At 66.5% G+C, this 16333-nt stretch carries 10 protein-coding genes; 2 read left to right on the top strand and 8 right to left on the bottom strand.

All coding sequences use genetic code 11. The annotated features are described in order from the left end of the window. Window positions 1-53 precede the first annotated feature (53 nt). Together accD and JJB99_RS00370 are read left to right on the top strand one after the other, a co-directional pair. Window positions 54-995, top strand: coding sequence for an acetyl-CoA carboxylase, carboxyltransferase subunit beta (gene accD / locus JJB99_RS00375; protein ID WP_200496875.1), 942 nt, complete (start codon window positions 54-56; stop codon window positions 993-995). Further along, entirely contained in the window at window positions 992-2335 is a 1344-nt protein-coding gene (locus JJB99_RS00370) for a bifunctional folylpolyglutamate synthase/dihydrofolate synthase (RefSeq protein WP_200496874.1), read from the top strand. The genes accD and JJB99_RS00370 overlap by 4 nt, the downstream gene beginning before the upstream one ends. 131 nt (window positions 2336-2466) lie before the next feature. Here the strand turns inward: JJB99_RS00370 and JJB99_RS00365 are convergent, their stop codons facing one another. The 8 genes from JJB99_RS00365 to JJB99_RS00330 all read right to left on the bottom strand — a co-directional run bounded on the left by JJB99_RS00365 (window position 2467) and on the right by JJB99_RS00330 (window position 16219). Then, window positions 2467-3474, bottom strand: coding sequence for an ATP-dependent DNA ligase (locus tag JJB99_RS00365; protein ID WP_200499998.1), 1008 nt, complete (start codon window positions 3472-3474; stop codon window positions 2467-2469). Window positions 3475-3618: 144 nt separating this feature from the next. Further along, window positions 3619-3939, bottom strand: a complete 321-nt coding sequence (trxA, locus tag JJB99_RS00360) for a thioredoxin (protein WP_008540017.1) — start codon at window positions 3937-3939, stop codon at window positions 3619-3621. Window positions 3940-4006: 67 nt separating this feature from the next. Further along, a complete protein-coding gene (addA, locus tag JJB99_RS00355; protein ID WP_200496873.1) occupies window positions 4007-7516 on the bottom strand; it encodes a double-strand break repair helicase AddA in 3510 nt (1169 codons plus the stop codon). Next, window positions 7510-10656, bottom strand: a complete 3147-nt coding sequence (addB, locus tag JJB99_RS00350; RefSeq protein ID WP_200496872.1) for a double-strand break repair protein AddB — start codon at window positions 10654-10656, stop codon at window positions 7510-7512. The genes addA and addB overlap by 7 nt, the downstream gene beginning before the upstream one ends. A gap of 244 nt (window positions 10657-10900) precedes the next feature. Continuing rightward, on the bottom strand, window positions 10901-11623 hold the full coding sequence (locus tag JJB99_RS00345; RefSeq protein WP_200496871.1) for a nucleotidyltransferase family protein: 723 nt from the start codon (window positions 11621-11623) through the stop codon (window positions 10901-10903). Between the two features lie 168 nt (window positions 11624-11791). Further along, complete coding sequence (locus tag JJB99_RS00340) at window positions 11792-12109, bottom strand: PilZ domain-containing protein (RefSeq protein ID WP_200496870.1); 318 nt, start codon at window positions 12107-12109, stop codon at window positions 11792-11794. Window positions 12110-12197: 88 nt separating this feature from the next. Continuing rightward, entirely contained in the window at window positions 12198-13718 is a 1521-nt protein-coding gene (tsaE, locus tag JJB99_RS00335) for a tRNA (adenosine(37)-N6)-threonylcarbamoyltransferase complex ATPase subunit type 1 TsaE (RefSeq protein ID WP_200496869.1), read from the bottom strand. Further along, window positions 13715-16219 (bottom strand): sensor histidine kinase, encoded by a 2505-nt coding sequence (locus JJB99_RS00330; protein ID WP_200496868.1) that lies wholly within the window; start codon window positions 16217-16219, stop codon window positions 13715-13717. The genes tsaE and JJB99_RS00330 overlap by 4 nt, the downstream gene beginning before the upstream one ends. Between the last annotated feature and the right edge of the window lie 114 nt (window positions 16220-16333).

The following is a 16333-nucleotide window of genomic DNA, read 5'->3' as shown; positions in this document are numbered from 1 at the left end:
GCAGCCATATATCCTTCAGGCGATCCCCAGGGGCTCGCACATCGGAGCAAACCATGAACTGGCTTACCAATGTGGTCCGGCCGAAGATCCGCAACATGCTGCGGCGGGAGACGCCGGAGAATCTGTGGATTAAGTGCCCGGATTCTGGACAGCTCGTGTTCTACAAGGACGTCGAAGCCAACCAGTTCGTCATTCCCGGCTCGAACTACCACATGCGCATGAACGCGGTGGCGCGCCTGAAGTCGATCTTCGACAACGAGACCTGGTATGACGTCGCGCTGCCTGACGTGATGCCCGACCCGCTCAAGTTCCGCGACGAGAAGAAATACGCCGACCGCATCAAGGATGCCCGCGCGCGGACCAATCTGAACGACGCGATCAAGGTCGGCTACGGCAAGCTCGAAGGCGCGGCCGTCGTCGTTGCCGTGCAGGATTTCGATTTCATGGGCGGCTCGCTCGGCATGGCCGCGGGCGAGGCGATTGTGCGCGGCATGGAGCTTGCGGTCGAGAAGAAGTCGCCGTTCATCGTGTTCGCCGCCTCGGGCGGCGCGCGCATGCAGGAAGGCATCTTGTCACTGATGCAGATGCCGCGCACCACCGTCGCGGTCCAGATGCTGCGCGAAGCAAAGTTGCCTTACATCGTCGTGCTGACCAACCCGACCACCGGCGGCGTCACCGCCTCCTATGCGATGCTGGGCGACGTACAGATCGCCGAGCCTGGTGCGTTGATCGGCTTTGCCGGCGCGCGCGTGATCGAGCAGACCATCCGCGAGAAGTTGCCCGAGGGATTCCAGCGCGCCGAATATCTCAAAGAGCACGGCATGGTCGACATGGTCGTGCATCGCCACGAGCTGCGTCCGACCCTGGCGCGGCTCTGCCGTCTGCTGACCAAGGCGCCGGCGCAGGATGGTGCATCGAAAACGGTGCAGCCGGTCGTCAGCCCGGCGCAGATCGTATCGGCCGCTGAGACGGCGCCGGCCGCGCCGCACGCGTGAGCGCCTCCGCCGATAGCGCAAAGTCCTCGCTCGATGCGTTGATCGGGCGGCTGTCGGCCCTGCATCAGAAGCGCATCGATCTCGGGCTGGAGCGGATGCACCGTCTGCTGGAGCGGCTCGGTCATCCCGAAAACAAGCTGCCGCCGGTGATCCACATCGCCGGCACCAACGGCAAGGGCTCGACCCTCGCTTATCTGCGCGCGACGCTCGAAGCCGCCGGCCTGCGTGTCCACGCCTACACCTCGCCCTATCTGGTCCGCATCAACGAATGTTTCCGGCTCGGCCGCATCGGCGGCGGCGTGCTGGTCGGCGACGACGAATTGCGCGCGGCACTGGAAGAGGTCGAGCGCGTCAATGCCGGCGAGGCCGCGACAGTTTTCGAGTTGAAGACCGCGGCCGCGTTTCATCTATTCGCGAAGCACCCGGCCGATGTGGTGCTGCTCGAAGTCGGCCTCGGCGGCCGACTGGATTCGACCAATGTGGTCGATACGCCGGCGGCCTGCGTGATCACGCCGATCAGCATGGACCACATGGATTTCCTTGGCGACACCCTAACGTCGATCGCCGGCGAGAAGGCCGCGATCATCAAGCGCGGCGTGCCCGTGATCTGTGCCGAGCAGGCGGGCGAGGCGATGGCCGTGATCGAGGCGCAGGCGGGGCGCATGCGCGCGCCGCTGTTTGCCGCGAACGAGGCTTGGCACGTCAATGTCGAGCATGGACGTCTGGTCTATTCCGACGATCGCGGCCTGATGGATCTCACAGCGCCGCGCCTGTTCGGCCGCCATCAGTTCGACAATGCAGGTCTTGCGATCGCGACGCTGCGCGCGATCCCGAACTTCAAGATCAACCACGCCGCATTCGAGGCCGGCATCCTCAGTGCGGACTGGCTGGCGCGGATGCAGCGCATCACGGCGGGCGAGTTGCTGTCCTGGGGACCGCAGGGCTCGGAGATCTGGCTCGACGGCGGCCACAATGCCGAAGGCGGGCGCGTCGCGGCAGCAGCCCTCGGCGATCTCGAAGAGCGGGTGTCGCGGCCGCTGGTCGTGATCGCGGGCATGATGGCCAACAAGGACGCAGCTGGCTTTCTCGCCAATTTCGCCGGCCTCACCCGCCACATCATCGCGGTGCCGATTCCCGACACCGAGAATGCGATGCCGGTCGACCGCCTTGCTGACGCCGCGCGGAGCCTCGGCATGCGCGTCGAGCCCGCCCCCGGCATCGAGGCCGCGCTGCGCGCCCTGGCGAAGCTCGCCTACGAGGTGCCGCCGCGCATCCTGATCACCGGCTCACTCTATCTCGCCGGCCATGTGCTGGCGATCAACGGCACGCCGCCCGCGTAAGCCGGTCTCGTGTCCCGGACGCGGTGCAGCGTGCAATGCTGCTCCGCAGAGCCGGGACCCAGATGCCGCGCTATGGGCCCCGGCTCAGCAGCGCATCAGTGCGTGCTGCGCTGCGGCCGGGGCACGAGAACTCACTTCAGCAGCTTCATCGGATCGGCCGTCTTCTGCTTCAACTGCTCGAAGCTGCATTGCCGCGGCGCCTTGTCGGGGCGCCAGCGCAGGATCGAGGTGCCGTGGCGAAAGCGCTCGCCGCTGAAATGGTCGTAGCAGACCTCGATCACGAGCTTCGGCTTGAGCGGGCACCACTTCGCCGAGCGCTCGGTGGACCAGCGGCTCGGCCCACCGGGCGCGTTACCGGTGAAGCCAGGCTCACCGATCAGAGCTTCCAGCCGGTCGGTGAGATCAGGCTTGTCCTCCGCCTTGATCGCCGAGGTGAAGCCGACATGGTGCAGCAGGCCTTTGTCGTCGTAAAGTCCGAGCAGCAGTGAGCCAACCACCTTGCGGCCAGCGATCCTGTTGGTCGCATAGCGGAAGCCACCGACCACGCAATCGGCGCTGCGAAATTTCTTGATCTTCTGCATGCCCTCGCGGTTTCCCGCCTGGTAGGGCAGGTCGACGCGTTTGGCGATCACGCCGTCCGAGCCGCCGCCCGATTGCGCCAGCCATTTTTTCGCGGTGGCGTAACTTGTCGTCGCCGGCGACACGCGGAACGTGCTGCCTCTCAGATTCGTTTTCGCAAACGCTTCCAGTGCCGGCCGTCTCTGGCTCAGCGGCTCCCCGGCAAGTTGCTTGTCCCGGGCCGTCGCGAGCAGGTCGAAGACGAGATAGAGCGCCGGCGTCTCCTCCGAGAGCTTCGTCACGCGGCTTGCGGCGGGATGGATCCGCTGCAGCAGCGCGTCGAAGGAAAAACCCTTGCCATGCGGCACGACGATCTCGCCGTCGAGGGCGAAACGATCCGCCTTCAGCTTCAGAGCCGCCGCGACGATTTCAGGGAAATAGCGCGCGAGGTCTTCGCCGGATTTCGAACGCAGGTCAACGCGACTGCCGTCACGCGAGAGCAGGCAGCGAAAGCCATCCCATTTCGGCTCGTACTGCCACTCCTTGCCGCGCGGGATCGCGTCGACCGACTTCGCCTCCATCGCGACGAGGGAGGTGGATTTTCGCGCAGTTTTTTTGGATGGGGCACGCAAGGATGGGACTCGTCAAACGCAGGACATGTCCCATCAACGCAAACGGCCGGCATTTCGCCGGCCGTTGTCGAAAATAATCGTAGGCGAGGTGGATCAGACCGCCGAGGTGATCCACTGCTGCAGCTTCGCCTTCGGCGCGGCGCCGACCTGGCGGGAGGCCATCTCGCCGCCCTTGAAGATCATCAGGGTCGGGATCGACATCACGCCGTACTTGGACGCGGTCTTCGGGCTCTCATCGACGTTGAGCTTGACGATCTTGACCTTGTCGCCCATCGCGCCGGCAATCTCGTCGAGGGCGGGCGCGATCATACGGCAAGGGCCGCACCATTCCGCCCAGAAATCGACGACCACGGGGCCGTTCGCCTTGAGCACTTCGGCTTCGAAATCGGCGTCGGAAACCTTGCTAACGGCCATTGGAGTACCTCACTCGGTTGAACGAATCGGCGCGGATGGGAATCGCGCCCGGGATCATGCCGTCAACCTATGAACGGCCCCTTGCCGGGTCAAGGACGCTCACACCGAGATGAAGGGATGCCAGCGCCGCGTCCAGCGCGGGGGCTGAAATCTCCATATATTCAAGGGCCTCGGTCCAGAGCAGGACGGCTCGAACAGGCTTTTGGGGATAAAGCCGCGCCAGCACCGCCCGGTACAGCGCGAGCTGCCGGACATAGGCCGCGGGCGCCTCGGCCGCGCTCTTGGGCGCCATCTGGTTGGTCTTGAAATCGACGATCAAAACCTCATCCGGACGCACGACCAGCCGGTCGATCTGGCCTGACACCAGCGCCGGGGCGCGGCCCGGCCGGTCGAGCTTGCCGACGATCGCGACCTCCGCCCGGCTGCCGGCGGCAAAGACGGCTGCGAAGCGCGGCTCGGCGATCAAAGCGAGCACCTTGTCGGCGAGCGCAGTGCGGTCGGCCTCGGTCCAGTCCGCGGCGTTGCGCGCCATGAAGCCGAGCGCGGCCTCGCGCCGGCGCTCGGTGGCGATCTCGGGCAGCGATTGCAGCAACCGGTGCACCAGCGTGCCGCGTTGCAGCGCAAGCGCGCGGGATTGCACTGATTCGCCAGTCCGCACAGCGCGGCCTTCCTCGGCAGACTGGCCCGAGGGACGCACCGGATCGTCCTCGATGGTCTCGCGCGGTGCCGGCGTCCGCAGCCAGTCCGGCAGCGCGATTGTCTGGTTTGTGACTGTCGCCGGGGTGCCCAGCGCCGCCATATCCTCCGGCCGCGCAAACCGGGTCACCTTGCCGAGCGGGGTGTCGATTGTCTCTTTGTCGAGCCCCGAGCCGGCGAGCCCGGTGTCGACGAGGTCGTACCAGCTCAGCTTGCGGACCGTCTTCATGTTGCCGGGCATGCAGCCGCCGACGATCAGCCGGTCGGCCGCACGCGTCATCGCGACGTAGAGCAGGCGACGATATTCGTCCTCGGTCTCCTCGAGCATCGCCTTGCGCGCGTCTGCGACGAGCTTGGGATCGTCGGCCTTGCGGCCGGCCCAGACCACCACCTCACCGCCATTGCCGCGCGGCACGTGGATCAGCCGCAGCCGCTGCGAATCCGCGGGCGACGAGGTGGTGTCGACCATGAACACCACGGAAGCCTCGAGGCCCTTGGCGCCGTGCACGGTCATGACTCGTACCTCGTCGCGCGAGATCTCCATGTCGCGCTTCACCTCGGTGTCCGCCGAGCGCAGCCACGCCATGAAGCCCTGCAGCGAAGCCGGGGCCTTGCGCTCGTAGTTCAGCGCCAGCTCCAGAAATTCGTCGAGCGCGTCATTGGCCTCATGGCCGAGCCGGCGCAGGATGCGCGCGCGGCCGCCGTCGCCCCCTAACAGCCAGGCGTAGAAGGCGAACGGCGTCTCCTCGCGTGCGCGAACCTCGCAGGCTTCCAGACGCCGCAGCACGGATGCGAACTTTTCGCTTCCTGCCGCATGCTCGCCGAGCGCGCGCCGCAGCGATCCCTTGCGGTCATGGGCAAGCGTGAACAGGTCGTCGTCATCGAGCCCGAACAGCGGGCTCTTCAGCGCCACCGCAAGCGCGAGGTCGTCCTGCGGCAGCAGCAGCGCGTCCGCAAGGTTCATCAGGTCGATGATGGCGATGTGCTCGGTGAGCTTGAGCCGGTCGGCGCCGGCGACGGGCACGCCAGCGTGTTTCAGCGCCTGGATCACCGCGTCGAACGCGTTGCCGCGCCGTCGCACCAGGATCAGCATGTCACCATAGCGCAGCGGCCGCCGCTCGCCCTCGTGCCCGGTCAGCGTGCCGCTCTCGACCAGCCGCTTGATCTCGGTCTGGATGCGGCGGGCGAGCTTGACCTCGGGGCTGGTTGAAGCAACGCCGTCGAACGGCGCGCGCCAGCCTTCGATCTCCTGCCGGTCGTCAGCCTCGGCCAGGTCCCACAACTCGATCACGCTGGGGCCGGCATCGGCGAGCGCATTGTGCAGGGGGTGGCCGGTCTCGATCGAATGGATGCTCTTGTAGATCGTGGGATCACGGAAGACGTGATCGACCGAGTGCAGGATCGCGGCGCCCGAGCGGAACGAATAGGTGAAGGCGACCGGATCGAATTTCAGTCCGGCAGCTCTGAACTTGCGGTCTAACTCCCGCTTGCGCTTGTCGAACTCGTGCGGGTCGGCACCCTGGAACGAGAAGATCGACTGCTTCTCGTCGCCGACCGCGAAGACAGTGCGGTTCAGCCCCTCGCGCGCGCCTTCGCCGGCCGTGAACTCGGAGATGATGTGCGCGACGATGTCCCATTGCCGCGGGCTGGTGTCCTGGGCCTCGTCGATCAGGACATGATCGACGCCGCGGTCGAGCTTGTAATGCACCCAGCCCGAGGCGATGCGGTCGAGCATCGCCAGAGTCTTGTCGATCAGGTCGTCGTAATCGAGCAAGCCGCGCTCCTGCTTCTCGCGGCGGTAGTTCGCAGCGGCCGCAGTCGCGATATGCAGCAGCGCCGCGGTGCGGTCGCGCATGGTCACGGCGCGGCGCTTCTCGATCAGTCCACCGAGGCGCTGCGCCTCGTTCTCGAACAGCCGCGCGACCGACGGATTGTGCTCGCCAAACTTCTTGGTCAGCACCGCCTTGCGCGGCAGCTTCTCGTCGGTGAGGAAGACGCAGAGATAGGCATCGACCTGTGCTGCGCCGGAGAACACTTTTGCCTCGCGAAGGCGGCTCGCCTGCTCGTTGTCGGACTTGCTGCCGTCCTCCAGCGCAAAGGCGATGTCGTCCCAGCGCGCGCGCGGCAGGAACGGCCCGTCGAGAATCTCCGTCTCGACGTCTTCGATCCGGTCGGTGGCCCCAACGCCCAGCACGGCCCCCATCTGCGCGACGGCAGCTTCCGCGTTGCCGGCCTCATCTGTCCAGGCCATGAAATGGTCGCGGCTCAGGCAAGCCTCGCGCACCACCTCCTTGAAGGTGACATCGGCGGCGCTTGCCATCGCCGTCAGCAGCGCGCGGCCGGTGACGCTCTCGGGGTCGCGCGCGGCCTCGAGCAGCACCTTCAGATTGGCGCGCTCCATCATGTCGGTCTGGTCGCGCTCGTCGATCACGGCAAAGCGCGCCGGCACGTTGGCCTCGAACGGAAATTGCTGGAGCAGACGCGTGCACAGCGCGTGGATGGTCTGCACCTTCAGCCCGCCCGGCGTCTCCAGCGCGCAGGCGAACAACTTCCGTGCCTTGCGCCGTAATTCGCGATCAGGATGGAGAATGCCAACCGACTTGATCGCTCCGTTGAGCGCCTCATCGTCAAGCGTCACCCAATGTCCGAGCGTGGTGAACACGCGCTCGGCCATATTGGCGGCCGCCGCCTTGGTGAAGGTGATGCAGAGGATCTTTTCCGGCGGCACGCCCGCGAGCAGCAGACGGATCACGCGCTGCACCAGCACATGCGTCTTGCCCGAGCCGGCATTGGCCGACACGAACGCCGACGCGGTCGGATCGGATGCGCGCGCTTGCCTTGCGCGCACTTCGTCGGGAATGGGGCGGGGTAGCTTCACCATTCCTCGATCCCCAGGCCGCCGGCCGCGGACCATTCCTTGATCCGAGCGAGATCGTCATACGTGCCGTAGCGGTTGGTCCACATCGGCAGGTTCAGTGAGGTGTAGGCCTGGTTCTCGTCCTCGAAGGCGCGGATCAGTGCCTCCAGCTTGGCCCGCGCCTCGGCGGCCGCAATATCCGGCGGCTGCGGCTCGTCGCCCTGCTTGTATTTGAGCTCGAGGATGCGCTCTTCGCCCGGCGGATTGTTGCCGCTCAGGCGGACATAGACGAGCTGGCTGACGGACGAACCGGCGTCGATGGCAGGGAAACCGCCCTCGCGCAGGATCGCGGCCTCCAGCGTGAGCTGCGGCGACAGGCCCATGCGAACCTGCTTGCCGGTCGGCGGCTGGCCGGTCTTGTAGTCGAGGATGGCGTAGCCGCCGCCCTGGCGCCGCTCGATGCGGTCGGCACGTGCGGAGAGGCGGAAGCTCCGACCGTGGTCGAGCGGGATCGAGATCTCGCCGCGCGTCTCCGCGGTGATGGCCTCGATCGCGTCGCGCCGCGCCGTCTCCCATTCGCCGAACCAGCGCGCAATGCGCTGGAAGCGCGGCCACCAGAGCGCCCGCGCTTCGGGCCGCTCCATCAAGGGCGCAAAATGCTTTTCGCCGATCGCGCGCAGCACGCGGGCGGGATCGTCGGGCAGATGCGCAGCATAGGTCTCGGTGAACTCGCCGAGTGCCTCATGGATCGCCGAGCCGCGGTCGGCGGCCGAGAGCGGCATGTCGACGGGATCGAGCGCATCCAGCCGCAGGACGTATTTTGCGTAGATCGTGTAGGGGTCGCGTAGCCAGTCTTCGATCGCGGTGACCGAGATGCTCAGCGGCCGCGTTGCGCGCGGCGGCCGCGGCTCGGGTTGCTTGACCGGCTTGACTTCGGCGGGCTGGTCCAGCGCACCCGCAAACTGCACGTATTTTTCGCCCGCGCGAACGGCCGCCTTCCAGAGCTCGTCGCCCGCGACGGCCTCCAAGCGGTGCAGGAAGCGCGAGGCGACCGTCGGCGCGCCGCCGGCCTTGGCGGAATGGGTGAGGATCACCTCATCGCCGCCGAGCAGCTGCGCGAAGTCATGCGCGGAAAGGCCGATGCGGCGTTCTGGCAGATCGAGACCGAGTTCGTGGCGCATCGGCCGGCTCAGCCAGGGGTCGATGCGCGGCGCCGGGGGCCAGACGCCCTCGATCAGCCCGCCGATGATGATACGGTCGGCCTGCATCAGGCGCGATTCCAGCGGGCCGTAAATCTGAAGCCGCGCGCCCGGCTTGTCACGCCGCCGCACGGCGCGATCGCTGAACGCGGTCTGGAAGACGTCGGCGTAGTCGGGCAGCGTCACCATCAACCCACTGATCCTGCCGCCGCGCAGGAGATCGTCGAAGGCGCTCGCAAGCGCAAGGCCTTCGCGTTCCTCGAAAGCCAGCGGGATGCCCTGCTCGTCGCGCGACAGCTCGATCATGATCTCCCGATGGCGGTGCGCGAGCTCGGCGAAATCGAATGGCTGCGATGACGCGAGGCTCTCGATCGGCGCCAGGGCCTTCTGCAAGGCATCGATCAGCGCCTGGATGCGATCGAGATCCTCGGCCTTGAGACGCGCGCGCCGCTCAGCCTTGTGAAGCGCGGAGACCTCGCTGCGCCACAGCTTGGTCAGCTCCTCTCGGAAGCGGTTGAACTCGCGCAACAGGCCGCCGGTGCCCGCGGGCGGACGCGTGCCGCGCAACACCGCGAGCTCGAGGGCCTCGATTGCAGCTTTCCAGGCGCCCGCCGTGCGGCCGAGCCGGCACAGCGGATGTTTTAGCATCGTCAGCAGCGTCGGCGGCTCCAGGCCCCTGGTTGCCGCCTCGGCGGTAAGCCGCGCGAAAACGCCGGCTGAGGTTTCCATCAGCACGTCGCCGCCGGAATCGTCGAAGGCGAGATCCCAGCGGGTGAGCGCAGCCATCACCCGCCGCGCCAATGCGCGGTCCGGCGTCACCAGCGCTGCGGACTTGTCGAGATGCCGCGCCTCGCGCATCGCAATGGCGATCGCAAGTGCTTCCATTTCAGGGTTGGGCGCTTCGACCACCGCGAGATTTTTCAGGCCGCCGGCGATCTTCGCTGCGACATCCGGCTGCTTCAGCCGGTCGTGCCAGACTTCCGTCTTGGCCGATGGCCGCATCGATTCCGAGGCGAGCAGATCGCGGCCGCCTTCAGTAGGCGGCTGCAGAATCTCGACGTCGCTGCGCTTGATGCCGAAGCGATCCAGCAGCGCGTGCATGGCATATTGCGGATGGTTCGAGGCCGGATGCTCCGCGAGTTTGCCGAGCGAGTCGCGCACCCCGCCGATGCTGCGCCAGGCATCGTCGTCGAGATCGGTGTCGAGGCCCGGCAGCACGACGGCGCCGTGCGGCAGCGAGGCGACTGCATGGAGGAATTTGGCGGTCGCCGGCATCGAGCCGGTCGAGCCTGCCGCGATCACGGGACCATTGGGATGCGCGGTCAGGCGCCTCGCTTCCGCGGCGATCAGCAGATCGCGCCGTGCCGCCGGCTCGATCCGGTTGATCTCGGCGAGATGACCGGGCCAGGCGATGCGGGCGATACGCAGGAATTCGAGGGAGTGCTGCCAGTAGCGGTCGAGCTGATCAGGCACGAGGCCGTCGAGCGCGCTCCAGTCGACGCCCCGCGTCACCATGTCGTCGATCAGGCGCGCGAGATCGGAAGCCAATGCAAGGGTCGAGGCGGGGCCGCCGACCACCAGCGGCGACAACACCGGGCCCTTGGCCCAGGCCGCGACGAGCTGCGCCAGCGTCAGCCGCCGTTCGAGCTCGCCGAGCCGCGGCGGAATGTCGAGCGGTGTTGCGCCGGAAAACTGTTCGCCTTCGTCGGCGAAAGCGAGCTCGTCCTCGTCGATGTCGCCGAGCGCGACGATGCGCGGCAACACCACGGCATCGGCCTTCATCTCGTCGAGAAAAATCTCGCGGACGACGCGCATGGCGCGTCTCGTTGGCAGGTACAGCGTGGCGTCGGCCAGCCGCGCCGGTTCCTTGCGCGCCGCGAATCCATCGACCAGCCGGCCGTCGAGCAGGCTCGATACGACCGTGCGCAGGAACGGAACTGAGAGGGGAACGCTGAAAACGCGCATGGGCTGCCTGATTCGGATCAGGCGCCAATATAGGGAGGTGGACTCAAATGAATATGGGCCAAGGCGAAATCGTCCCCGCTGTTCGCTTTACGCCGCTCTCGTGCCCCGGACGCAGCGCAGCACGTAGGGATGCGATGCTGAGCCGGGGCCCAGGTTGCTTCGTTCCACGAGTGACGATGGAGTGGGTCCCGGTTCTGCGGAGCGGCACTTCGCGCCGCACCGCGTCCGGGACAAGAGAGCAGCCCTACGCCACGCTCTCCAGAAACGCCTCTTCCGCGGCGTGCACCGCGTCGGGCGTGCCGACATGCATCCAGACGCCGTCGAGGCGGAGGCCGAACAGCCGCTCCTGCTCGTTGGCGCGGTCGAACATTTTTGTCAGCGAGAACTCGCCCTGCGGCGCATGGGCGAAGATCGCTGGCGACAGGATCGCGGCGCCGGCATAGACGAACGGAACGATCTCTTTTTCCTTGCGCTTGCGCAAGCTCCCGTCGGGCGTCATGCCGTAATCGCCGCGGCCGCTATAGCCGATGCTGGTCGCGGTCGGCGCCATCAGCAGCAGGATGTCCATCCGCGCGGGATCGAAGTTTTCGGCAAGCCGCGCCAGGTTCGAACGCACGCCGTCGATCCACAGCGTGTCCGAATTGACGTGGAAGAACGGCGCGTCACCGAGCAGCGGCAACGCCTTGACCACGGCGCCGCCGGTGCCGAGAACCTGGTCGCGCTCGTCCGAGATGGTCACGCGCGGATGCTGGCGGGTGGCGACGTGATCGATGATCTGGTCGGGCAGATAGTGCACGTTGACCACGGCTTCGCTCACGCCGGCATGGCCGAGCTTATCGAGCACATGGTCGAGCAGCGGCTGGCCGGCCACCCGCACCAGGGGTTTCGGCATCTTGTCCGTCAACGGACGCATGCGCAGGCCGAACCCCGCGGCGAGCACCATGGCTTTGGTCGGTTTGACGGACATCGTTTGCTTTCTTGTACCTGTCTTTCTCGGAATCTTGAATCCAGACTCCTGGACTCGGAACTTCAGGATTTCGCGTTCGCAACAATCCTAGCACGAACCGCAATCAGCCGCACCGCATCCTAACCGCCTTAACCACCCGCCGTGACGGTTGTGCGACGAATGTTGCCGTCACGCCCCGACGGGTGTGGAACGCGCCTTTTTCTTCTTCTCGCCAAGCTTGAGGAAATTGACACCGATCTGGTCGCCATTGACCCAAGCCAGCTCGCAGCGCCGGTACGCAAGGCCGGTGGACGACAGCAGCAGGAAGAATTCCTTTAGGTGGAGCCCTTCGACCGAACCGTCGATGGTCAGCTTGGCGCCACTCTCGGAGACATCCTCCATGGTGCAGTCGCGCCGCCAGGTGCCGTCGATGCCCATCATCTGGGCCGCAATTCCGCGTTCGAAAACAACCCGGCTGTTGCCGCGCTGGTCCGTCTTCACCGCCATATGACCTTGCTCCAGCCCGTATTTTGTCCGGCTGCCTGCGGCCGATGATACCGATGGGATGGCTAACAGGCGGTAAATCGGTTCCGGATCAGGTTTGGGGCGGCGGCACGTTGGCGAGATACCACTCGCGCAAAGAGCTGAGCGCTGGATGCGCGAGGGAGCGCTGGAGATAGGTCCAGATCCGCGGCTGATGGCGAAGGTAATGCGGCTTACCGTCGCGGCGGTTGAGCCGGGCGAAGGTGCCGAGCAGGCGCGTGTTCCGCTGCGCCGACATGATGGCGTAGAGCTCGGCGAAGCCGGCCGCCTCGAAGCTCGCATCGTCCGCGCGGCGCGCCTTGATGTAGCGCGACAGCAGCGCCAACTCGATGTTCTCGGGCACGTCGATGCGCGCATCCTGGAGCAGCGAAACGACGTCATAGGATTGCGGGCCCAGCACCGCATCCTGGAAATCGATCACGCCGACGCGCGCGATGCCGCTGCGGTCACCGAGCCAGATCAGATTGGGCGAGTGGTAGTCGCGGATGATCCAGGTTCTCGGCGCGGCCAGCGGCTTCTTCAGCAACTCGCGCCACATCGCGAAAAACTCCGCGCGTGCCGCCGCGCTCAGTGCGGCGTTGCGGTCCGGCAGATACCATTCCGGCATCAAGCCGATCTCGATCAGCAGCGCCTCGGTGTCGAAGACGGGAATGGCATAGGTCTGGTCCGCCAGCGGCAACGTCTCCGGCAGCGTCCTGCCGTGCAGCATGGCGAGCGCGTCGATCGCGGCCTCGTAGCGCTCGGCAATCGGTCGCGGCGGATCGCCTTCGATCATGCCTTCGCTGCCGAAATCCTCCGTGATCAGGAAGCCATGGTCCAGATCGGCATGATGGATCACGGGTGCCGAAAGGCCCTGTGCGCGCAGGCCTTCGTCGATGGCGACGAACGGCCTGACGTTCTCGGCGAGATGCACGGCGGCGCTGTAGGACTTTCCGTTGTAGAGCGCCGCGCCGTCAGGCCGCTGCGGAAAGTTCATGAGAATGACGATCTCCTCGCCGCGCACGAGCCGTGCATAGGAGCGGGTCGAGGCGTCGCCCGGCATGCGCTTACGCGTTGCATCCGTGTAACCTGATACGTCGAGGAATTCCCGCAGCGCCTTCAGCCGCGCAATAGTCGCGGCGGCCTTGCCGTAACCGGTGATGTCGGCCGCGCGCGCGTTTGATCCCAGTGCGGGCCGATGCGTCAGCGCGATGTCGATGCGGTCTTCGGGCATGGCCGACGGTGCGCGCTCGGGCCATTCGATCACGACGAGCGTCGCATCGGGGAGCGGCGACAGTCCGATCTCCTCGAGCTCGCTCGCGTCCTCGATGCGATAGAGATCGGCATGCATCACCGGAAAGGGTGGCAGCTCGTAGCCCTGCACCAGCGTGAAGGTCGGGCTCGGTACTTCCAGCTCGTCGTCGCCGGCGAGGTAGCGGATCAGGCTGCGCGCGGCCGCGGTCTTGCCGGCGCCGAGATCGCCGGTGAGCGTGATGACGTCGCCGGCGCCGACCAGCAGCGCGAGGTCGGCCATCAATTGCGCGGTGGCCGTCTCGTTGTGCAGCGCGACGGAGAATGTGGTGGGCGCGATCATTCGGCGGCGTCGCGATGCGCCGCCTGGTCGGTCGGGAAGTCGCAGATCACGACCGTGCCGCGGCCGACGCTCGAATCCACCCGCACCTTGCCGCCATGCAGCTCGACGAAGGAGCGCACCAGCGACAGGCCGAGCCCGGCGCCGCGGTGACGCGAGCCCTGCGAGCGGCTTTCGAACCAGTTGAACACCTTGTCCTTCATGTCGGCGGGTATTCCGGGCCCGGAATCTGTCACGGTGAAGACCACGCTGCGCTCGGTGCGGCGCGCGCTGATGCCGACGGTGGAATCCTGTGGAGAAAACCCGACCGCGTTGGCGAGGAGGTTATAGAGCACCTGCACCACGCGCTTCTCGTCGCCGACGAAGCTGCCGACATCGGGCGCGATCTCGACCTTGAGGCGGATGCGGTCGGTGGCGAGCCGGTCCTGGATGCCCTCGGCGGCGAGCTCGATGGCCTTGCTGACGTCGACCGGGCCGAGTTCCAGCTTCATCGCGCCGGCGTCGATGGTGGCGAGATCGAGGATGTTGTTGGTCAGCGCGAGCAGCGCGTTGGTCGATTTGGTGACGTAGTCGAGATATTCGGCCTGCTTCGGCGTCAGCGGCCCGGTCGAGGGATCGCTGAGGAAATGCGCGAAGCCGATGATGGTGGTGAGCGGCGAACGCAGCTCGTAGGAGACGTGGTGGACGAAGTCCACCTTCATCTGGTCGGCGGCCTCCAGCGCCTCATTGCGCTCGCGCAGCGCGCGCTCGACATTCTCGGTGTCGGTGATGTCCTGGAACGTCAGCATGGTGGCGCCATCGTGCAGCGGGCGGATCATGCCGTCGAGCACGCTGCCGTCCTTGCGCTCCAGCTTGAGCGGCACGTCGCCGCGGTTCTCGATCGAGGTGATGGCCTCGCGGATCTGCCGCCACACCGCGGGATCGTCGAACAGCTGATGGCACCAGCCTTCGACGGTCTGGATGTGCGGCTCGTCGCGCATGGCGTCGCTGGAGAGCTTCCACATCCGGACAAAGGCCGGGTTGAACAGCTGGGCCTTGCCATTGCTGCCGAACACCGCGACGCCTTCGGCGAGGCTGTCCAGCGTCTCGCGCTGGACCCGGATCAGGCCGTCAAAGCGGCGGGCGAGGTCGAGACTCTCGGTGACGTCGTCGAACAGATAGGTGACGCCGCCTTCCGGATTCGGCGTGGTGACGACCGAGAGCGCGCGGCCATCGGGCAGGTACCAGGTGTCTTTCGCAGTCTCGACCGCGCGATAGGCCTCGTGCAATTTTGCCTTCCAGGCACGGAAATCCGGCTGCTCCGGCAATTTGCGCGCGGCGCGGAGCTGGTCGAGCACGCTGGAATCATCGGGATTGGCGTCGAGGAAGGCCCGGTCGAGATCCCACAGCCGGCGGTAGGAATCATTGTAGAAGGCGAGCCGGCGCTGGCCGTCGAACACGGCGACGCCGGAGGAGAGCTGGTCGAGCGTGCGCCGATGTGCCTCAGCCATCCGCACCAGCGCCGAGCTCAGCGCATCGGCTTCGCTGGCATCGATGGCGACGCCGACATTGCCGCTGCCGACATTGACGGCGCGCACGTCATAGATGCGCCGCTCGCCGCCGACCACGATCGGCAGCCGCGAGGCGAAATTGTCGGCGTCCTTCAGGCCCCGCTCCATCGCGGTGCGGTCGGCACTGTCGAGCAGCTCGAGCTTGCGCTCCTGCGCATCAAAGACGCTGTTTGCCTCGGTCGCGCGGACATAGGCCGGATTGGCATAAGTCAGCGCACCGTTCTCGGCCTTGGCCCAGATCGGCCAGGGCGCGGCGGCGGCAAAGCCGCGCAACATCTCGGTCTCGTCGGAGAGCGCCTTGTAGCGCAGATGGGTCTCGGCCAGATCGCGCCGCAGGCCCGAAAGTTCGCGAATCCTGACAATGGCCTGGCCGCCGATGGCGCGGCCGATAGCCTCCAGCGTGTGACCGTTGGCGGTGGTCAGCGTCAGCTGGAATCCGTCGCCACGGTCGCGCAACGCATCGACCGCGTGGTCCATCTGGAGCGCGGGTTCCGGCGGCAGCCAGGTTCCGAACGCTAGCACCCGCTGTGGCGAGGAGTCGCGCGGCAGCACCATCGAGATGTCGCCAGCAATCTGGGCGCGGTTGTCGCCGGCGGGCCAGGAGATCATGATCTGCGGCTCGGCAAACAGCAGCGCGCCGTAGCGGTCGGCCTGGAGCTGGAGTTCCCCGATCCGCGCGCGCAGCCGCGCCTCGCTCTTTGCCGTGCGCACGCGCGTGCGCATCAACAGGATCGCGGCCATGACCGAGAAGCCGAGCAGAGCCAGCGCGGTGGCGAGCACCGCGAGTTCCTGCCGGTTGAAGTCCAGCATGATGGAGAGAGTGTCGACGAGGTCGGCGGCCTCAGCCGGCGCAGCCGGCAGCAACGCTGCGAGAGCGCCTGCCAACAAGCTGTTGCGCGCCAACGATGTGCACGACAACAGCGTCCGACGCATCGACACGATCACGCCTGACATAGTTGCCCCAAGACCGCACGAATTTGCGCGCGGCGACCCCCGCCGCACGCGAATCAAACGACAATACCCTCACCGCGACTCCACCGGTAAGAGTCCAGATCGTGAACGCAAAGC

This window comes from Bradyrhizobium diazoefficiens (genome assembly GCF_016616235.1).
In the GTDB taxonomy this organism is placed as follows: Bacteria; Pseudomonadota; Alphaproteobacteria; order Rhizobiales; family Xanthobacteraceae; genus Bradyrhizobium; species Bradyrhizobium diazoefficiens_H.
Note: the sequence above shows the minus strand (reverse complement) of the source record. Positions and strands in the feature narration are given on the sequence as shown.